At 29.5% G+C, this 21015-nt stretch carries 22 protein-coding genes and 2 tRNA genes; 3 read left to right on the top strand and 21 right to left on the bottom strand.

Going from position 1 to position 21015, the window contains the following annotated elements:
* Positions 1-100: 100 nt before the first annotated feature.
* The 15 genes from LGK95_RS03060 to polA form a co-directional block, all read right to left on the bottom strand.
* Positions 101-2938 carry a penicillin-binding transpeptidase domain-containing protein gene (locus LGK95_RS03060; protein ID WP_226122087.1) on the bottom strand — a complete coding sequence of 946 codons (2838 nt, stop codon included), beginning with the start codon at positions 2936-2938 and terminating at the stop codon, positions 101-103.
* A gap of 89 nt (positions 2939-3027) precedes the next feature.
* Entirely contained in the window at positions 3028-3519 is a 492-nt protein-coding gene (mreD, locus tag LGK95_RS03055) for a rod shape-determining protein MreD (RefSeq protein WP_226122085.1), read from the bottom strand.
* 10 nt (positions 3520-3529) lie between these two features.
* A complete protein-coding gene (gene mreC, locus LGK95_RS03050) occupies positions 3530-4375 on the bottom strand; it encodes a rod shape-determining protein MreC (protein WP_226122083.1) in 846 nt (281 codons plus the stop codon).
* Between the two features lie 2 nt (positions 4376-4377).
* On the bottom strand, positions 4378-5385 hold the full coding sequence (locus LGK95_RS03045) for a rod shape-determining protein (RefSeq protein WP_319001889.1): 1008 nt from the start codon (positions 5383-5385) through the stop codon (positions 4378-4380).
* Between the two features lie 20 nt (positions 5386-5405).
* Complete coding sequence (radC, locus tag LGK95_RS03040; protein ID WP_226122079.1) at positions 5406-6092, bottom strand: RadC family protein; 687 nt, start codon at positions 6090-6092, stop codon at positions 5406-5408.
* Between the two features lie 11 nt (positions 6093-6103).
* A complete protein-coding gene (locus LGK95_RS03035; RefSeq protein ID WP_226122077.1) occupies positions 6104-6679 on the bottom strand; it encodes a Maf-like protein in 576 nt (191 codons plus the stop codon).
* Positions 6680-6689: 10 nt separating this feature from the next.
* Positions 6690-6950: a DUF4321 domain-containing protein gene (locus tag LGK95_RS03030; RefSeq protein ID WP_226122075.1), complete on the bottom strand. Its 261-nt coding sequence runs from the start codon at positions 6948-6950 to the stop codon at positions 6690-6692.
* Positions 6951-7200: 250 nt separating this feature from the next.
* Positions 7201-7935: an SPOR domain-containing protein gene (locus tag LGK95_RS03025; protein WP_226122073.1), complete on the bottom strand. Its 735-nt coding sequence runs from the start codon at positions 7933-7935 to the stop codon at positions 7201-7203.
* Positions 7936-8037: 102 nt separating this feature from the next.
* Positions 8038-8553 (bottom strand): GNAT family N-acetyltransferase, encoded by a 516-nt coding sequence (locus LGK95_RS03020; protein ID WP_226122071.1) that lies wholly within the window; start codon positions 8551-8553, stop codon positions 8038-8040.
* A gap of 230 nt (positions 8554-8783) precedes the next feature.
* Positions 8784-9317 carry a hypothetical protein gene (locus LGK95_RS03015; RefSeq protein WP_226122069.1) on the bottom strand — a complete coding sequence of 178 codons (534 nt, stop codon included), beginning with the start codon at positions 9315-9317 and terminating at the stop codon, positions 8784-8786.
* Between the two features lie 158 nt (positions 9318-9475).
* Positions 9476-9598, bottom strand: a complete 123-nt coding sequence (locus tag LGK95_RS22330; protein ID WP_264174460.1) for a hypothetical protein — start codon at positions 9596-9598, stop codon at positions 9476-9478.
* Between the two features lie 142 nt (positions 9599-9740).
* A tRNA-Leu gene (locus LGK95_RS03010) sits at positions 9741-9822 on the bottom strand.
* 157 nt (positions 9823-9979) lie between these two features.
* The gene (locus tag LGK95_RS03005) at positions 9980-10555 is read right to left on the bottom strand and encodes a lytic transglycosylase domain-containing protein (protein WP_226122067.1); all 576 of its coding nucleotides are present in this window, start codon (positions 10553-10555) and stop codon (positions 9980-9982) included.
* On the bottom strand, positions 10552-11160 hold the full coding sequence (gene coaE / locus LGK95_RS03000; protein ID WP_226122065.1) for a dephospho-CoA kinase: 609 nt from the start codon (positions 11158-11160) through the stop codon (positions 10552-10554). The genes LGK95_RS03005 and coaE overlap by 4 nt, the downstream gene beginning before the upstream one ends.
* 75 nt (positions 11161-11235) lie before the next feature.
* On the bottom strand, positions 11236-13851 hold the full coding sequence (polA, locus tag LGK95_RS02995; protein WP_226122063.1) for a DNA polymerase I: 2616 nt from the start codon (positions 13849-13851) through the stop codon (positions 11236-11238).
* A gap of 418 nt (positions 13852-14269) precedes the next feature.
* Here polA and LGK95_RS02990 point away from each other — a divergent pair.
* Positions 14270-14356: transfer RNA gene (locus tag LGK95_RS02990), tRNA-Leu, on the top strand.
* 8 nt (positions 14357-14364) lie between these two features.
* On the opposite strand, the gene LGK95_RS02985 is transcribed toward LGK95_RS02990, so the two are convergent.
* Both LGK95_RS02985 and LGK95_RS02980 read right to left on the bottom strand, forming a co-directional pair.
* Positions 14365-14460 carry a zinc-ribbon domain-containing protein gene (locus tag LGK95_RS02985; RefSeq protein WP_226122061.1) on the bottom strand — a complete coding sequence of 32 codons (96 nt, stop codon included), beginning with the start codon at positions 14458-14460 and terminating at the stop codon, positions 14365-14367.
* Positions 14461-14709: 249 nt separating this feature from the next.
* Complete coding sequence (locus tag LGK95_RS02980) at positions 14710-15015, bottom strand: hypothetical protein (RefSeq protein WP_226122059.1); 306 nt, start codon at positions 15013-15015, stop codon at positions 14710-14712.
* A 1156-nt stretch (positions 15016-16171) separates the two neighbouring features.
* Here LGK95_RS02980 and LGK95_RS02975 point away from each other — a divergent pair.
* Together LGK95_RS02975 and LGK95_RS02970 are read left to right on the top strand one after the other, a co-directional pair.
* Positions 16172-16378: a hypothetical protein gene (locus LGK95_RS02975; protein ID WP_226122058.1), complete on the top strand. Its 207-nt coding sequence runs from the start codon at positions 16172-16174 to the stop codon at positions 16376-16378.
* A gap of 228 nt (positions 16379-16606) precedes the next feature.
* On the top strand, positions 16607-16855 hold the full coding sequence (locus LGK95_RS02970) for a hypothetical protein (RefSeq protein ID WP_226122056.1): 249 nt from the start codon (positions 16607-16609) through the stop codon (positions 16853-16855).
* A gap of 400 nt (positions 16856-17255) precedes the next feature.
* Here the strand turns inward: LGK95_RS02970 and LGK95_RS02965 are convergent, their stop codons facing one another.
* From LGK95_RS02965 to LGK95_RS02950, 4 genes are all read right to left on the bottom strand, one after another.
* Positions 17256-17450, bottom strand: coding sequence for a rubredoxin (locus tag LGK95_RS02965; protein WP_226122308.1), 195 nt, complete (start codon positions 17448-17450; stop codon positions 17256-17258).
* A 264-nt stretch (positions 17451-17714) separates the two neighbouring features.
* Positions 17715-18383, bottom strand: coding sequence for a YczE/YyaS/YitT family protein (locus LGK95_RS02960; protein ID WP_226122054.1), 669 nt, complete (start codon positions 18381-18383; stop codon positions 17715-17717).
* A 341-nt stretch (positions 18384-18724) separates the two neighbouring features.
* Complete coding sequence (locus LGK95_RS02955; RefSeq protein WP_226122052.1) at positions 18725-19291, bottom strand: DUF6143 family protein; 567 nt, start codon at positions 19289-19291, stop codon at positions 18725-18727.
* Between the two features lie 342 nt (positions 19292-19633).
* The gene (locus tag LGK95_RS02950; protein WP_226122051.1) at positions 19634-21013 is read right to left on the bottom strand and encodes a DUF445 domain-containing protein; all 1380 of its coding nucleotides are present in this window, start codon (positions 21011-21013) and stop codon (positions 19634-19636) included.
* Positions 21014-21015: the final 2 nt, after the last annotated feature.

Here is a 21015-nt window from a genome sequence, read left to right as displayed (position 1 = left end):
TTATTTTATTCTTAACAATAAAATAAATAAACTCTGACAAATAAATTTGTCAGAGTTTATTTGCAATTCTCATTTATTCATAATTTAAATACTTATTCTACTAATCATGAGAATTCCCAGTTGTAGCATTATTCAAATCTATATCACTGGTTTTCTCATCTGGATTAACCATAAATTTATATTTAGCGTCTTTTTTTAAGATTGCAACTTTAAAGTATTGCTCGTAAACTGATTTTGCAATTGGTGCAACATAGGCACCATGACCTCCATCAAAAACAACCGCACAGATAGCTATTTCAGGTTTATCATATGGAGCAAACCCTATATAATACCCATAAGAAGTCCTTCCTAGCGCTGATTGAGTAAGATCATTAAAAGTACCTGAACCTGTTTTCCCTCCACTTTGTATAGCAAAATCGCCAAAAACACTATAAGCTGTACCATTAGGGTTACTAGTAACTTCTAACATGCCCTCTTTAATTATTCTAATTGTGTTAGCACTTATATTAGTTTTCTCTAAAACTACAGGCTTAGTTTCTTTAATTACATTTCCATCTGGATCTAAAGTTTTATCAACCAAATGCAGTTCATATCTATTCCCACCATTTACCATAGTAGAAACATAATTCGTTAACTGCAGAGGTGTAAATGCATCGAAACCCTGTCCTATGGCTGCATAGTATGCATTAGCTGCAGAATTAATTTCAACACTAGCATCACCTATTTCAGAATTTACAGTTCCAGTCATAGATTTAATCTCTTTATCTGTATAATTATTACTTTTTAATACTGAGGAAGCGTTAATGAACTCCTTTAGCAGAATTGTATTAACGTAACCTTTCTTATCTTTTTTCATTTGTGTCTTAATTTCAGCAATAAACTTAACCTTATTTTTATTTAATTTTACAATATTACTTATTTCTTCTTTAGTTCCACTTTCTTTCTGTGATTCAAGATCAAGTGGTTTATATGAATTTGATCCCTTTTGTAAATTGCCCACTAAATTACTTACATGAATACTCGCTAATATTTCTTTACTAGATTCATAATTATATACCTGACCATAATTTTCAGGTATTTCTATACCTGTGGCTGGTTTTTTATTACTTTTAGGCTCTATGCCAAGACCAAATTTCCATGCATATTTTGCTAGTAAGTCTAACCCAGTTTGATTTTCTCCGCCGTGAGCATATAGCTTATCAGCTACATCATAGAAGTAGTAATTACAAGATTCTCTCATTGCCCTTTGAATATTTACTATTCCATGACCATTACCAGTATCATTATATATCCAACATGCAGCTGTAACTGTTTGGTAACGTTTATTGTATGGCCCACCATCATATACTGTACTAGTCTCGGTTATGACGCCTTCTTCTAGTCCTGCAATAGCTGTTAGTGGTTTAAATGAAGAGCCAGGTGGTATTAAAGATTTAGTTGCGTAATTAAAAGTTGCTTTGGGGAAAATATCATTATTATCCTTTCTTATTGTAGTCTCACCCTGTGCACTTTTGTCTACAGGAAACATATAATCAAGTAATATTTTCTCTTTTTCCGCTTTGGATTTTGTCATTTCTTTATCAGTTAGTATGCCTTTAACATTTACAAGATTTCTTTTTCTAATATAATCTAGTCCCATTTTCTCAGTGACTGGACCAAATATTTTATCATACTCATCGCTTGTTATGCCTCTTGAAAAAATATTAGGATCATACCCTGGTCTACTTGCCAATGCTAATATTTTACCTGTCTTAACATCCATTGCGACCACTGCACCTCTTGTCGCATTTGTCATATCTACATCTTTGACTTTACCTTTTTTTTGTAAACTTACAAGTACTGCATCTAAACTTCTCTCTGCAGCATATTGCATATCTTTATCTATGTTAAGTTGTACTGTTTGACCAGGATAAGTTTCAATCTGACCTAAAGAGCTAACTTTACGTCCTTGTTTATTAACCGAGATGCTTTCTTGCCCTTTAGTTCCTTTTAAAACATCTTCAAAAGTTGACTCAATTCCTGCAGTACCAATGTAATCTGAACTTATATCATAACCCTTTTCCTCATACTTATTTTTATCCCAAGGGTTTATTTTAGAAATATAACCTAAAAAAGCCGATCCTAAATCCTTATTAGGATAGTATCTAATTGGCTGAACTACAACACTAATACCCGGAATCTCAGGTTGCCTTTGTTCAATAATGAATGAAGCATCTTTAGACAAGTTACTTGCAATAACTACAGGCTTATAACCAGAAAAGCTCTGCATCTTTATATTATCCTCAACTACCATATACCGTCTAAGATCAACTTTGCTTTTTGAATTTTTAATTTTATCAAGCCCATACTGCACTACTAATTGATTGAAAACTTGTTCAGGTGTAATCTTTAAAAGAAGTTCATCAACCTTTTTAAGCTGGGCCTCAGTTAGATCATCTTTCTTTTTATCCTTATAAATATTTTTAATAACTTTTTCCTCAAACCCTCTATCTTTTTTAAATCTAAGCTCTAACCAATTTTGTGATGATTTATCTGTAGTCTTAAAATTAAATTTGTACTCCGTCTTGTTTTTCTCAGTGTTTACTCCAAGTAAAAAATCGTCTACGAGTGTTTGCTTGTTATCATCAAGAATTTTTAATACCTTGTCCAAGGTTGGAATTAAACTTGCTTCACTTTCTGTTGTTTTAGTAAATATTAATGTATAGCTTTGCATACTTGTAGCTAATTTAGCACCATTTCTATCTACTATCTCACCTCTTGGGGCTGGTGTAGATATTATCTTGTGATTTTGTTGATTTGCAGTTTCCTTATATACCTCTCCATTAATCACCTGTATATTAACTAACCTTAGAACAATAACTGAAAAGATTAAGATCATAATTACAGCTAAAGTATTAAATCTAGAAAACTTTTTATCATTTTTGTTTCTCTTACTCACTATTTCACCAACCTTTTAAAAAATGGACATAGTAGTTCAATTATGGACTTCCTTTTAAATGATTGTTTTATCATCACGTAAACATAGTGTTAAAATTTCCACTCAGTCTTCATGTATTCCTTTTGAGAAAGTTTATACGTAAATTTATACATAAAAATAGAAACTATTAAATTATATATTGCATGATAGAATATTACTCCTATATTTGTATATTGTCTTACTAAGAACAATATACAAAATACCATTAAACCTTTAACTATGCTTAACACAAAGGATGATATTATTGGTAAAAATGATTTTTCGACAAATATATTTTTACCTATATAGTTAGCTAGAACACACATAAGCATATTACTTAACATATTTATTCCAAACCCATTAAAAAAATACACATCTTGTAGTACACCAGCATAAATTCCTATTACTACTGCATCTTTTGGAGAACTAACTATTGAATAACAGAGTGCAAAAGTAAATATTAGACTTGGATATGCTCCATTTATCTTAAGTAAAGGCATTAAAGTATTATCTAATATTAGGAATAGAATGCATAAAAATACTATGGTTAATATTTTCTTCATAATACAACTCCTAATATTTTATTTCTCTAGGGTCTGTTGGTACCACAATAAATACTTCTTCAATCTTTGAAAAATTAACATAAGGCTCTATTATAGCGCTTTTCATAACTTCACCTTTATTCTCATGAACACTTAAAACCTTTCCTATTCTAATTCCAGCTGGATATATTCCTCCAAGGCCTGATGTTACTATTACATCACCTTTTTTCACAGCCGACTCTAAAGAAAGGCGCTCTATTTCTGCAAGTGATTTATTATTTTCATCTTTATACCCTTTAACAATACCATTATTATCTCTCGTACTTTGAACTAGCGCTGCGACTGCAATATTCTCATTAGATAAACATTGAACTATCGACCAATTGTTACCAACTGATGTAACCTGACCTACTAATCCTTCTCCAGTCATAGCTATCATTCCTTTTTTAAATCCTTTATTTTCACCTTTATTTATTATAAATCCATCTGAAAAGCTATTTCCGCTTACTCCAATAATTTCAGCACCTACATAATTGTATTCATCTCTTTGCTTTGAAAAATTAAGCATGCTTCTTAACCTTTCACTTTCTTTTTTTAAAACATCGTATTCTAGGGCTTTGCTTTGAAGTTTATTATTACTTTTCCTAAGTTCTTCATTTTGCTTCTTAACATTTGAAATGTTTGTTATAAATTGAAATGAATTGGTTATTTTATAAAATCCATTATAAAATATACCTTGTACTGAATTTATTGTTACCCCCACACCATTCTCCACAAAAGACTTTTTATCTCGATTCGCGCTATAGCCTATTAAAGCTAAAAAGCTAACTGACAGTATTATGATAACTACTGTCAGTTTATTCTTTAAGAATCTCATATTTATCTTCTTTTACTCATAACATCAATATTATCGAGAGCTTTACCTGCTCCTATAGCAACACAATCAAGTGGATTTTCAGATATATGTACAGGCATATGTGTTTCCTGGTTTATAAGTGCATCTATTCCTTTTAGTAATGCACCACCTCCAGTTAACATAATACCTTTCTCCATTATATCTGATGCAAGCTCTGGTGGGGTTTTTTCTAGTGTTGTTATTATTGCTTCAATTATTGATTGAATTGGTTCACTGAGAGCTTCTCTTACTTCCTTTTGTGTTACCTCTATAACTTTTGGAAGCCCTGTTATTAAATCTCGTCCTGTTATTTCCATGCTCATTTCATCATCTTCTTGTTCATACACTGATCCAAGCTCCATTTTAATATTTTCTGCCGTTCTCTCACCAATCATAAGACTATACTGTTTTTTAACAAAAGCTATTATTGATTGATCAAGTTCATCTCCCGCCACTCTTAGAGACTTGCATGTTACAATACCACCTAATGATATTATTGCAACCTCCGTAGTTCCGCCTCCGATATCAACGATCATACTTCCTGTTGGTTCATTTACAGGAAGCCCAGCTCCAATAGCTGCTGCCATTGGTTCTTCCATTAAGTAAGCCTCTCTTGCACCTGCTCTTTTAGTTGCTTCTTCTATTGCTCTCTTTTCAACCTCAGTTACACCAGAGGGAAATCCAACTACAATTCTTGGACTTGTAAAACCCTTTGGACTAACTTTATTTATAAAGTGCCTAAGCATTTTTTCAGTAATATTAAAATCTGCAATTACTCCATCTTTCATAGGACGAATGGCAACGATATTACCTGGTGTTCTACCTATCATCTGCTTAGCCTCTTCGCCAACGGCAAGTACCTTATTAGTATTTATATTTATAGCTACAACAGAAGGTTCTCTTAGTACAATCCCTTTCCCCTTTAAGTAAATCAATGTATTTGCTGTTCCTAAATCTATCCCCATATCACGAGATGTTCCAAATATTCCCATTTTAATTTCTCCTTTCATTTCTAAAGCATTCCTTTTTCTTTTAAGCTCGTATAAATTCCATTACCAATAATTATATGATCAAGCACTTCTATTCCTAATAATTTACCACATTCTTTAAGCCTTATAGTAATGCTTATATCTTCTTTGCTCGGAGTTGGATCACCCGACGGATGATTGTGACAAATAACCACGGAAGCACTACACTTCTTAATAGCTTCGTAAAAAACCTCTCTTGGATGAACTATTGATGTATTCAAATTACCAATTGAAATATCTTTTATACTTATAATTACGTTTTTTGTATTTAACATAATTAACTTAAGATATTCTTTTTTTAAGTATCTCATTTCTTCCATAAGATACTGCGCAACATCTTTTGGTGAGGTAATTTTGTATTCTTCTCCAGACTTAAAACTTCTAAATCTTTTTGAAATTTCTATAAGCGCTAAAAGTTGTGTTGCTTTGGCATTCCCAACACCTTTTAAATTCATAAATTCCTCTGCACTTGAACTATAAAGTCCATTTAGTCCGCCACATTCAGAAATTATTCTACTACAAAGACTTATAATATTTTCGTGTTTTGATCCAATTCTAAGTATTATAGCTAATAGTTCATTGTTAGATAAAGTTTCTGCACCATATCTTAATAATTTTTCTCTTGGTCTTTCATTCAGTGGCAAATCCATGATTTTGTAGGTCATACCCATAAACAACTCCTTTATAGATTGACCCCCATCTCCCTTAACATAAAATACAATTTATTCACTGGCAACCCCACCACACTATAATAGCAACCTTTTAGTTCTTTAACAAATATAGCAGCTGCTCCTTGTATTGCGTAAGCTCCAGCCATGCCTATTGGCTCTCCTGTTTCTATGTAATTATTTATTTCACTTGAAGAAAGTTTTGAAAACGTTACTTGTGTACAAACATATTTATTCTTAATTTCTTGAGTTTCAGTGTTTATTACTGCAATTCCTGTATATACCTGATGTGTATTATCACTTAAATCACTAAGCATTTGAAAAGCTTCAAGGTTATCTTTAGGTTTACCAAATACTTTACCTTTCAGATAAACAATAGTATCACACCCTATTATAACAGCTGGTTTTTTCACGCTACTACAAATAGCCATAGCTTTTCCTTTTGCTAAGGTCATAACGTAGTCCTCACAATTCCCAGAAAATAATATGTTACTTTCTTCGAAGTCACTAACCATTATCTTAAAATTACTAGTTATCTTTTTTAAAAGTTCAGCTCTACGCGGTGACGCAGAAGCTAGAATAATATCCACTACATCACTCCTAATACTTTCTATATAATATTATTGACAAAATAATGCCTATAATAGACATAATATTAATGTTAAAATTTATACCGAAAGTTATTGAGAGTACTTTTAAATCTATAAGCATAGGATTACTCATACCAATTGTGTAGGTACTCTTTAAAAATTCGAGTGCATTCATGTTATCTCCCAATAGTTCACCTATAAAACTTCCGGAAATAGCTCCTAACAATATAAAAAAAATAAAATATGAACTTTTTTTTTCTGCACTTTTCAAATTATACCCCCCACATTACTTATATCTTATACATTTTAACATTTAATAAATTCATACACAAGTATATAAAATATTATTCAAAAAAAGTTAATAATTAATTTAGTGATTGAAGTATGATATTTACTAACAATTCGAATCAAAAAATACAAGTAGGTTTATATAATCTACTTGTATTTCTATACTATTTTTACTATTATATCATTTTTTACGAAATTTTACTATAACTGTATTATAAAATAAAAGTATGTATTTATGTCTTTAAAAGTTGCTTTATAAATTTATAAATATATACATACCCTGCCTCTGTTTTATCTTTTTTTAATTCCTGTGGCAAAGCCTTTAAATATGATTTAAAAATTGTGAGCGAGCTATAATTTTCACTCTTCTTATCTTCACCTTTTAATGTACCAACCCATTTTTTTAATTCAACAGTTTGAACTGCTTTAGTATCTTTTTCTGATAATTTATTTAATATTTGAATATCTGCACTTATCATTTCATTGGTTTGTGCCGAGGTCGAATCATTACCAACCAATTGAAAATTAACTTTAGCATAACTTATTTTTTTTGCCACGAGTTGTTTAATAATACTATCGGCACTACTTTTAGGATATACGCCAAGTAAAACTCTATTTAACTTGCCTTCTTCAATAAGAAATGGTGTACCAAACTCCGTTAAACTATTTTTTAGTGTTAAAGCACTTGCCTTTGTACTAAAGACACCGCATTGAATTGCTACATAGTCCTTAATATTAGTGTCCGTAGTTGCCTTAGTAACACCTTCACTCTCTTTGGTTACCTTAGTATTTTTTACTATACTTACTTTTGTAGCTTTATCATTTGAACTCGCATTTGCATTATTTTTAGGCAATAGTTTAGAAAAAACTGTACCCAAAGCAATCGCTGCTATCAATGTTAGTGTTATAACAATTATAAAATTGTTGCTTTTCTTAGGTGCTTTATAATTATATCTTGTATATTTCACTTTAACATCCCCTAACTTAATAAATCCTTATTTATAATATTATTATAAAAACTCTGACATTAGAATAAAAAAGAAAAATATATGTTAGTTTTGTGATTAAATTTATTGAATTATTTTTTCTAGAATTAATATATCCTTGTCTTCATTATCTATCTCTAAAAAACTACTTGTCACTCTAATTATCTCAAAGTCATTACTTTTCCATAATCTCAGCATATCCTGATTATTAGCTGAAACAAAAGTATAAAAATTACTTATTCCATAATTATCATATAAATGTTTTAAGAATTCATTAATAATTGTTTTTGATATTTCATCATCATATAGTTTAATTTCTACTAGATAACACATAATCCACACTTCATTCGGATTTTTGAATTCTATCCTACCCTTTATAATGCCTATAATTTCACTACCACATAATACTTTAAGAAAATATTCTCCCTCGCTCACAAAATATTCTAAATATCTTTCATGAAACTCCGTAATGCCATAATTTAATCCAGCTTCTATATCAGAAATCTGTTGGTTATCAATCCAATTTTTAATGTTTAAAACATCTTGTTCTTCTACATTCCTGATGCTAATATCCTCAAAACTTATGTCTATATTAAACATATTCACACCTCTTTATATTTACACATCTTTAATTTTTTACTCCCACTTAATACTTAAATTCTACGTTCATTTTAAATCTCCTTCAATATAACTTTTATATTACTATAGGTATACTTGTAATTACTTGAAAATACCTAATAAATAAAAATAGCCCTATAAATTTTTATAGGGTTATACATTAAATAAATTTATTTATCTTTTATCTTTTATGTTAATTTAAAACTACTTTTTTATTCATCTCTATACATAAGTGTAACTCTAACAATTCTTCTAACTAATTCCCTTGCTTCTAAATATGGTATACCACACCTAGTCATTCTCCTAAATATAGCAGGATTATACCTTTCAATTCTTCTTACAATCCTCTCAACGTCATTGGATTGAGAAATAGGTGGAGCAGGTCTGTACTGATCTATAAGTGGATCTTTCTCTTGATACTTATCCTCTTGTTTAAAGCTCTCATCCTCATAATCTCTCGCAGATATATCACTATACATCCCACCCATAGGATTAAAACCATTCATGAACATCCCTTCATTAAATTGGTTCATTCCCATCCATGGATTCATTTCTGCATCTTGATTTATTCCCATTAATAAGTTCATCCTCATATTAGGATTTACATCTTGCATGTATCCCTTTTGCATTCCCATGTTTGGCATCATGTTCATTTGGCCATATCCACACATCGTAGGTTCAAGTGGAACCAATTCATAATCCTCTTGCATATCTATATCTTCAATATCTCTGTCATCTAATTTCATATTTGCCCTCCCCATTCTGGTATTAATACATTATCAATTTATGCTAGAGGCTGCGTTTTGATACTAATTTTCAAGAAATTTAATTAATAAAAATAAAGAGGATGCAATTACATCCTCTTTACAATACCCATTGGTTTATCGTTTTTTTATAGTGTTCTTTACTTTAATCCCCTTACAGGTTTTCTCATATTACTATCACCATTTATGGTAACAGGATTACTTTCATTTTTTTTAGATTGTTTTTCCTGCTTTTCATTAAGATCATTCTTTTTGATTTTCATAAACAACACCTCTTTCAAATTTAGTTTTTCCTTATTTATTTTAATAATTCATTTATTGTTCAACTTATATCTACTTAACTAAAAAAAAGAAGAAAAGTATTACTACTTCTCTTCTCAATCTTTTTAAACTTTGTATTTTTTTTGGTGCGACAGACGGGACTTGAACCCGTATGGTCTCCCACACGTCCCTTAAACGTGCGCGTCTGCCATTCCGCCACTATCGCAAATTTTATTATATAAAGGATTAAGTCTCGTAATCACATATTTCAGTAATACTTACGACTACGAGATTAATTATATATCAGTTTCAAACTATTTGTCAAGATTTTTAATCTAATTTTATTTAGTCATTTTAATAAAAGTGAAAGTCAGTATTTTAGTTTATTTGGAATCAGATGACTTTAGACCTTCGCCATACAATTTAAAATAAATATTATAATTTGTTTTTACTTTTTTTACATACTTATCTGTTTCTCCAAAAGGTATATTAATTAATGTTTTTCCATCACTCGAATATGCTGGATTTTTAAGCCATTTTTGAACATTTCCACGTCCACCATTATAGGCTGCTAAAACCAAGTCTATATTTCCATTAAATTCGTTATTTAAGTTATGAATATACCAACATCCCATGGCAATGTTAATTTCGTTATCATATAATTTATCCACATTAAACTTTTTTAATTTCATATTTGTAGCAATCCATTGCGCTGTATCAGGCATTATCTGCATAAGCCCGTAAGCACCTCTGTGCGACACAGCATTTCCATCAAAATTACTTTCTGCCCTAATTACAGCCGCGACTAAACAAGGATCTACATCATACCTTTGTGAATATTTAATTATTTGATCATCGTATTTCAATGGGTAAAAGATCTTAAAAATACTTTTTATATTAATTAGTATAATAACTAAAAAAATTATACTTAAAATTTTTATAATTCTTTTAAACTTCATTTCTTCACATTTAACCTTTCTAGCTCAGTAATAATTAACTCTAGTTGCACCATTGTATCTTCAACGCTTCCCCCATTATTAATAATATAGTCTGAATATTTTTTCTTTTCATCTATTGGCATTTGAGCTCTCATTCTATCCATTGTTTCGTTTAAATTTAAATCACCACGATATATAACTCTTTGAATTTGAATGTCACTACTTACCCAAACTAAAATAGTTACATCCATACTAGTATGTAACTTGCTTTCGATTAAGGTGGGTGCATCGATAAAGCATAACTGAAGGTTTTCTCTTTCACACATCTTTATTCGTTGATTAATTTCTTTTTTGATAAAAGGAATCATTATATTCTCAAGTCTTTTTCTACGAGTTTCACTCTTAAATATATAATTTCCAAGCTCTTTTCTATTAAGATCACCATTTCTGTCAAAAAACTCACACCCAAATTCGTCTTTAATCCTACTCATTATTTCTGGATATAGTATAAAGACCTCTCTCGACACAATATCAGCATCAATAATGTGAAAGCCCTTGTCAATAAGCATATTAGTTACTGTACTTTTTCCACTACCAATGCCACCTGTTATTCCTACCTTTAGCATTTCCTTCTCCCTCACTTTTTTATAGTTGAAATCTAAGAATGTAGCCTTATAGGTTTACCTAATAAATCTCCCATATTACTTAGCCTCATACCAAGTCTCTCCAATACTTATTTCTACTTCTAGAGGAACTAACAGCTTTACAACATTTTCCATCTGATCTTTAACCAAATACTCAACCTGCTTAAGCTCATCCTTATATACATTTAATATTAATTCATCGTGTACTTGAAGAATTAATGTACTTTTTAATCCTTGTTCCTTTAGTTTATGAAACACATTTACCATTGCCAGTTTTATAATGTCTGCTGCACTTCCTTGTATAGGGGTATTCATGGCAAGCCTAATACCCGCGGACTTTACAATTTTGTTTGCTGAATTTATTTCGGGTATAAATCTACGTCTATTCAAAATAGTAGTAACACTATTATTTTTCTCAGCTTCAAGTACTATATCCTTCATGTATTTCTTAACATTAGGATACCTTTCAAAGTATGTTTCTATATATGTTTTAGCTTCTTTCCTTGATATATTTAAATCTTTAGCTAAACTAAACTCTCCAATGCCATATACTATACCAAAGTTTACGGCCTTCGCATTACTTCTCATAAGTTTTGTAACTTCTTCCATAGGTACATTAAATACCTCAGACGCTGTTTTAGTATGAATATCACTATGCGCAATGAAAGCGTCAATTAAATTTACATCTCCAGCTATGTGAGCGAGTACTCTAAGCTCTATCTGTGAATAATCTGCAGATAATATAACACACTGATCATTGTGTGGTATGAATGCTTTTCTTATAGCCCTACCCATTTCATGTCTTATAGGAATATTTTGCAAGTTAGGTTCTGTGCTCGATAACCTTCCTGTTGTGGTAACTGTTTGGGTGAAATTTGAATGTATTCTACAATCTGCATCAATTACTGCTTGTAGCCCTTCAATGTAGGTAGAGAAAATTTTTGTTAGCCCTCTATACCTAGTAATTTCTATGATAATCGGATGCTTATCTACTAGCGCCTCTAAAACCTCTGCATTAGTTGAATATCCTGTTTTTGTTTTCTTTATAACAGGTAAATCTAATTTTTCAAATAATATCTTGCCTAATTGTTTTGGAGATTTTATATTAAATTCTTCACCAGACAAATCAAAGATAGTTTTTTCTAGTTCAACTATATCTGCGGCAAATTTTACACCAAGTTCCAAAAGGTTATCTTTATCTATTGTGAATCCTTCAGACTCCATGTATGATATAGCTTCTGTTAAGGGCTGTTCTACCTTGTATAGAAGTTCCTCCATCTCATACTCTTTGATTTGCTTTTCTAATATCTCATAAAGTCTTTTTAAGAGTGCTACTTTATTAATTCCTTTTTCATGGTCTTCGCCCTTAATACTAATTCTAAGATTAATATCCATAAGGGTTTCTAGGCTATACTCTTTCTTTGCAGAATCTAACAAATAAGCCGCAAGTTCCGTATCAAATAGTATCCCTTGTAGTTTGATGCCCTTTTTATTAAGAGCAGTATAAGCATTTTTTACAGCATGACTTACCTTTTTAATTTCATTGCTCTCAAGCATAGTTTTTAAGTATTTTATAGTTTTTTCTTCATCTTCATTAAATAAATCAGTAACCTTAATCAAATAATTTTTCTCCTTATAATTAAGGTATATGTTATTAATGCTAATTTTAGTAAACACATTAGCGTTTTCTATATCAAAAATTATATATATAGTATCTTTAATTTCATTTATAAGTTCTGAAAGCTTATGTAACTCATCTATTACAGTAAAATCCGCAGAAAATATCTCTTCAATAGTTTCCTCACAATCTGGTATTTTACTTATTAAAGATTTAAACTGTAATTTATAAAACAAGTCTTTTACAGCGCGTACATCAAATTCTTCTTTTGATTTAATTGATTCTAAATCTATCTCCATAGGAACACATGTAATAATAGTAGCTAATTTCTTACTAAAAATAGCCTGTTCACTATATGTTACTAGATTTTCCACAAGCTTTTTCCCACTAACATTTTCAATATTCATAAGAAGATTTTCTATACTCTTATACTCTTTTATAAGCTTATAAGCAGTTTTTTCACCAATTCCTGGAACCCCCGGAATGTTATCAGAGGAATCTCCCATTAACCCTTTTACATCTATAAATTCTGTAGGAGTTACCCCATATTCCTCTATCATTCGATTTCTATCATATATTTCTTTTTGTGACATTCCTTTTTTATTTATTACAACTTTAACATTATCTGTTGCAAGCTGAAGTGCATCTCTGTCTCCTGTTACTATGTAAACTTCAAGTCCTTGTTTTTCTGCAAATACAGACAAGGTCCCTATTAAATCATCCGCTTCAAAACCATCTAATTCATAAATATCTATAGCCATTTTCTCTAATAGTTCCCTAACTAGAGCAAACTGACCGCGGAGCTCTTCAGGCATTTTTTTTCTACCTGCTTTATAATCTTTATATTCTTCATGACGAAAAGTAGGTGCACGCCTATCAAATGTTGTTACAATATAATCCGGCTCAAACTCTTCCTTCATCTTTAAAAGCATAGTTGTAAACCCATAAACTGCATTAGTGTATATTCCATCAGAATTAGTTAGAGCTGGTAATGCATAAAAAGCTCTATACATAAGACTATGACCATCTAAAATTAATAGCCTTTCTTTAGACATTGTAAATCCCTTCTTTCTAAATATGTTTATAATTTTTTATATTGCACTATATTTTAGCTTATAGTATACTTCATCAATAAAATTATCTATTTCTTCAACATATATAATCCTTTTATTATAGCCGTGAGGGTTCTTCTACTAGCTTTCCCCCCATTTAGAAATTTTAACATATTATATTCTTAACTTCCAGTTGAATTTGCCCCTAAACAGATATTATTAATAATATCTTTACATATATTATACCAATAATATACTCTAAAACTAATAATCCCTCTGTATAATTGCTATAATAAAAAGATTGTCCCTTAAATCAACTTTAAAGGACTAATCTTTTATAAAACATACTAAAACACATTAAAATTAAATAAATCTATTGCATTAATTATATTTATATGGTAAAATATTTTTTGTCAGGCATGCCGAAGTGGTGGAACTGGCAGACGCGCTGGACTCAAAATCCAGTGGTAGCAATACCGTGCGGGTTCGATTCCCGCCTCCGGCACCAATTGGCTTTCAAGAATTTCTTGAAAGCCTTTTTTTATGCCCAAAATGCCATGTACAATACTCTGCTTTATCATTTATTTGAGCACCACAATTTTTACAATACATACTTGCCTCCTAAATAATAGCAAGTTGATGTGGAATGTAATTAATTTAGTTTAAAATATACTTCCACCTGTCAGCTTAGCTGAGTGTAACATAAAAAAAACACCCTCTCGGATGTCTTACTAAATTTTACCATTCATATTATTTAAAATTTCTTGTTTATATTTTAAATCTTTTAGGTAAGTTGGTAACCATAGTGAAGCTTATTATCTTTGTTATCAAAAACGTAGATATCGTTGTTGAATAGTTCATTTAAATATTTGCCATGTTTCTTAAGTGGTATAGGTATATCTGCTTCATTATGATCTTGTCAGCTTGAGGCTGAGTTATAGTTCCATTATCTATAATGGATGTTAAAGGATTTATATGATTTATATGATTGATCTTGTTGCTAGCCATATTTATTTTACGTTGTTGCTCAATCATAGTTTTAGTCTTTTCAGTGTTCGCTTTCTTTGCGGTTTCATCTTTATTTATGACAGCTTTAATTTTATTTGCTTGATCTTGAGTTATAGTATTACCAGTTACACGGTTTTCAAAGTTTTTTAAAAATGTCATAATTTTCTCCTCCTTTAAAAATAAACATTATATGTATATTTTACATTATATGTAAACGTATGTCAACACGTAAAGAAAAATGTAAAAACAATCATCCAATTACAAGTGTATATATACGAGGTCTCTGTTGTAATAGAGCAGAATTTTGAATCTTAATTACATTTATTGAGAATTTATTGATGCCATTATTGTATGTTAAAAAAGTAATTTATGAGTAATCAAAAAAGGAAAAAAGCAGAAAAACCTTCTCCTGCCTTTCATTACAAAACTTAAATTTCAAGAAATTATTATTAATCATAATAACAATCCATTCAGTTAAATGACCCTTAGGTCTTCTTAATTAAATAATATATCCTGTAATGCTGATCTTGTTAATACAACTGTTGACTTCTTGTACTCCCATTTTTTTAGTTCAGGTGTTGTTTCAAGTATTTTTCTCCATCTAATTTTATCTCTTGTATTTTTTATTAAATTTTTTATATCATTTAAGTTTTTTTTCTTGATTTTATATTTAAATGAAATCTAAACCACCCCTTTTTTCTTAAAATTCCTATAGGAGATATTAGTATCCTTTATTTATAGGATGAAATTTAAAAGAGCACCTCTGCGGGGTACCCTAAAACTATTATTGCTTTTGTGCATTGTTTGAGTAGATATCTAACTTTAATGATGTTAACTATATAATATATGTTCATTAGAGTTAATAAGTGTCCAAATTTATTATTTTAATTCATCTACAACCTCTATAGCTGTTTCTGTTCTAATATTATAATTTACATTTTGAATATAACTCAATTGGTATTGTGTTAACATCTATCCTTTAAAACACTGTTAGTGTGCGTTATTACAAAATAAAACAAAGGCATCTCTACTCTTGTAATTAACAATATAAGAAGAATCCGACCTAATAATATTATATTATATTTCTTATTAAAATAGGATTATCACTTAATTTTTAAACTCTTTGTAGTTATTCCATAGTCTCATAATAGGAGTTATTAACTTAAGTAAATCAAGGCTTATACTTTGATAAATTCTCTATACATTACAATACGGTTCATGAAAACTTTATTTCACGAAAATTTATATTTTAGTATAAGTATATTAAGTTAGAGGCATTATAATATAGAATAATTTAGTAAAGGAGAGGATTTTTATGAGTCAGAATAAAACCATTGCTGAAAATAATCAAAATATTATACCTAATAGTGAAAATAGTCTGAGCCAAAATATGACCATGAAACAAAAAGATCAAAGCCTTATTGCTAATAGTTTAGATAGTCAAAATGCTAAAAACGGATATAAGGTTAATGGAAATGCTAGCGTACAAGCTGCTAATCAAGGAACTAAAAACAAAAAGTAGATAAAATAAATTACTTAAAAAATGTAAAAACACAGTAGATTTAGACTTTCTCTACTGTGTTTTATATATATATTTACAATATACTTAATTAATTAATATCGTTAAAATTAGAAATATCCATTCTTTCTCCTAAAGAGAGTAGTTATTTTTATGGTTTATATATTTTACTTGTAAAAGCTGTAATATTTTTTATAAATATTACATAGTTATTTATAGGGGGTGTTATTTATGGAAGAATATAGAAAAGGAATTGTAGCTACTATAAATAGAGCTAAGAAGGATATCACTAGTATAAAAAGTGATATAGCATCAAATAAAAAAAATGTAGAAGATATTAAGGATATAATTGATAGGGTAAAAAAGATAGAGCTAGATTTAAACCCAAAACAAACATGGATGAAAGAAAAAATAGATTCATTAGACTTAACATTAAAAGAATTATCAGAAATTAAATTTGATATCTTATATTCCGTTTGACCGGGTAAGGTTGTATCAAATCTCTAAAGAGGACAAGCCGATGACCGCCACCCCCATTGCGCTGTATTTCTCAGAATTATCTAAGGGTGGTACTATTAAATCTCAAATAAGTAACTACATGTGATTGTGGTTATTTTTTTGTTGCTAAAAGTTTATTGAAAGGAGCGACACACATGACAATTGCTGAAATTTAAAGTTATTCAAAACTTAAATTTTAAAAGAAAAAGGATTTATTAAACGAAAAACTAAAAGAACGGGTTTAGATTTAGAACAATAAAAGAGACCAAAAAAGTCTCTTCTATTCTGGTTTTTTTTATATTTTTTCAATTAGTTAAACAATATAAAATTAAACCGTTGAGTTATTTATTTTGTTTATTTATATTTTTATTTAACTTAGTACCTAGTCAGTTCCCTTTATATAACGTTTAGTAGATCTCGATATTTTCATAAACTTTGATTTTGCAGCTCCACATACTGGACAAACCCAATCGTTTCGAATATCATCAAAGCTAGTACCTGGTTCTGTTTCGTCATCTGGATCCTCTATTGCTGGATCATATTCGTACACGCACACTGAGCAAACATATTTATCCATGAAAACATACCTATCAATAAAAACATTTCTCTCCATAATAACATTTCTATTCATAAAAACATCTCCTCTTAATTTATTTAATATTACAAACTAAATGACAGTATATATTACTTTATAAATTTAATTATATATAAATATATATAAATACAAAATGTGCTAAAAGCATATATATATAGTTAGCTATTAGAAATTTAAATATAATATACTCTAAAAGCTAATGGTGTTCCAAAAGTTCAGCTTTCGGGACACCATTAGCTTTTAAATTTAAGCTCCTAAAGATATATTTTCTTCCTTTTCATCTTCAACTTGATTTTTAACTATAGAATTTACAAACTTTTCTCCATATGGAAGGCAAAATTGTATGCATGGGCCTGTTAACAATGCAGATATTATTGTACCTATACCAAATACTCCGCCTAATACAAATCCTATTATTAAAAAGCTAACATCTAATGCCATACGAATCCAACGATATTCTAACTTAGTTTTATCTTTTATTATAAATGGAATAATATCGTTTGGTGCAACACCTAGATTACTTGCTGAAAGTATAGAAAATCCAATTGCAATTAGAACACAGCCGAATATAACTAAAAATATTTTTATACCAATATTTAAAGATTCAATTGGGAAAAATGAAACGGCCTTTACTCCAAGGTCAATAATGGGTCCTACTCCAATCACGCATATAATTGTTCCTATCTTTATACGAGATCTTTCGACTAAAATTATTATGCAAAACAACACAAATAAAATAATCATATTTGCATTTCCAGGTGTTTTCTTTAATAAAAATGCTAATCCTTGAGTGAATAAAGTAAACGGATCAGAACCAATGTTAGTTTTTAAAAACAAAGCTACTCCAATCTGTATTATACTCATTCCTACAAAAAACAGAATTAGTCTCTTAATTAGATTTAGTTTTTTAGTCATATTTTACATCCTTTTCTATATGTTTTATAGTTGCTCTCTATTATATTTTCAAGATTTTTATTACAAGCTACCAAAAGAGCAACTCTAATTATACAATGATACAAATTTTTATACAAGTATATATTGTAACAAATCCCCTTTCATATCAGATTCCTGTTTATTACATAAATTTCCCATCTCCCATTAATCATTTTTATGCTCCAAATACTTGTTTATAAATGTTAAAATAAACTTTAATTGTAGTTGCTAAACATGGATTACCATTGATGAAATAGAAGGGGGATGCCTTTCGGCCATCCCCCTTCTATATGGCATTAAATCGATATATTTTTTTGTATATTTCATTTACAGTTACTACTGATGCTTTCTTCCCACCAACCAAAGGCTATCCTACCTGAAGTTAAAAGTTCCGGTGTTTCAGAATTTGATAGAAATACTAAGAAGTTACCACCCTCACCAATAATTATTTTTCCGTTTTCACTTTCCACCAATGTTGTTTCAGGCTGTGCACGTCTTACAAAGGCTTTGATTCCTCCAGTTGGTTCACCTGTAACATTAGATGCATATTCTAATTTCACCTTTGCTCTAGGTGATGGTTTGATATTTAAATTTGTTGGAGTTACAGGTGCATAATTAATATCTGACTCAGGCGGAGTTGAGTTAAACCAAAACTGCGCACGAAAAGCTGACTCGGCAACATCAGTTACAGTCCACACATTCACATGCAAAATAACGCCTGAGTTAATTGGATTGTATAACCTTGCCCACGCACTTGTATTATTTCCAAATACTAAATTATCAGCATACCCAATGAAGTATTGTCCAAGCATAGATTCATATAACTCCACTGGAATATCAACCGCTTTCAAAAGTGACCCATACATATCTTCACATTTTTTTTTATTCATTAAATTACCACCTCACTATATTATATTTGTATTGTTAACATATTGTGACGCGATAAGTTGTTCCATATAATGGATATGTGTCGACATTTCTTCTACTTCTGTTTTAAGCCCTATTCATTATAATATCAATTCTAAGCCGGTTTTATATAAGGGCTATAGTATTTTGCTGTTAATATTAAATAGCCTTCTTGCAAGCTATAGCAAGCCTTAAAAGTCTTCTGTTTATGTATTCTGTATAAAAAGGGCCGATTCCCGCCTCCGGAACCAGTTATAGTAAATGCCTTAGTTAATTTTAATAAATGTACTAAGGCATTTACTATTTTCAAAAAAACTTTCTAACTTTTAAAATCTAAAACTTAATATATTGGGTAATATTAAATCATAAATTATATGTGTTAAAGCAAAAACAACTCCACCAAATAATGCACCTACTGTGCAACCATTGATACGTATTCCGTGAAGCTCATTTCCGGCTTTTTTCTTTATAAAATTATTTAAAGATTCATCATCCATGCTATTTAATACTTGTTTCACTGTATGGCCTACATTTTTATACTTTGATTCAATAAACTTAAATATAGCTTCTTTAATATACTTATTCATGATTTCTTTGTTAACATCGTCATTTTTTAAACGAATCCATTGATTTTCTAATTGAATTTTAATACACGTAACAACAGATACAATATCTTCTTTAAGCAATAAGTCTATCTGATTTTTATAATTCTTCTCTGAAGTATTATTACATAAAAAAGTTTCTTTTTCAGTGATTACGTTTATTACATCTTTAATTATTGTATTTAACTCATCCTGCACTGAAATCTCTTTAATCATTGTTATTTTCCATTTCTCAATATCACTTCTAATATTATTATCCCTATGCACTTTTTTAAATAACTGTTCAATCTTTTGAATTGTTTCACAACGTAAATTATCATTTTCATTCTTTAAATTCAGAAGAATTTTATTGATTTGTTCTAAAATTGATTTTACGACATCAGAAGTATTTATTGCATTTACAGATTTTAAAATACTAATAATCTTTTCCATAACAAGACTATTCGCTTCTTTTTTCAGAAAATCATTTGCAAACTTCTCTAATATATCTTTTCTCTCTTTATCATTTACATATATAGATATAGTATCTAAAAGTATATTAAATATTTCTTTGAATTTGTAATTATCTATACCATATTCAATCTTTTTATCTAAATAAACTGATATGTCTATTTCCTCAATTTTTTGTTTTAAATGAGTTTCTAATAATTTAGCAAGAACTAAAGAATCAACAGTGTTTATTTTTTCTATAATATAATCTATTAATGTTTCATATAATTCACTTCTTGTATTTATATTTTTATCAATAAAGCCAATTAAACCATCAACTATATTAATTTCTTCAATTTTACCTTTCAATACTTTTTCACTTAATAACTTATTTTGGACTACATCAGCTACACTATTTACTATAATCTCTCTGTTCTTCGATATTATAGCGGTATGTGATGCTATAATGGGTATTTTACCTACTAGAAATGGTTTTTCAAATAATGCAGTTATAGCAAACCAATCTGCAATAGCACCTACGAGTGCTGCTTCAATAACAAAACTTAGCATTTTAATAATTTCATTGTTTCTAAAATTCATTTGTATAAGAGCAATTATAATAACTAATAATAATAAAACTACAATTGATAAATCCGCTATTTTTTTATTTCTCATAT

Origin of the sequence: Clostridium algoriphilum (assembly GCF_020443705.1) — a bacterium.
Lineage (GTDB): Bacteria > Bacillota > Clostridia > Clostridiales > Clostridiaceae > Clostridium_AD > Clostridium_AD algoriphilum.
Note: the sequence above shows the minus strand (reverse complement) of the source record. Positions and strands in the feature narration are given on the sequence as shown.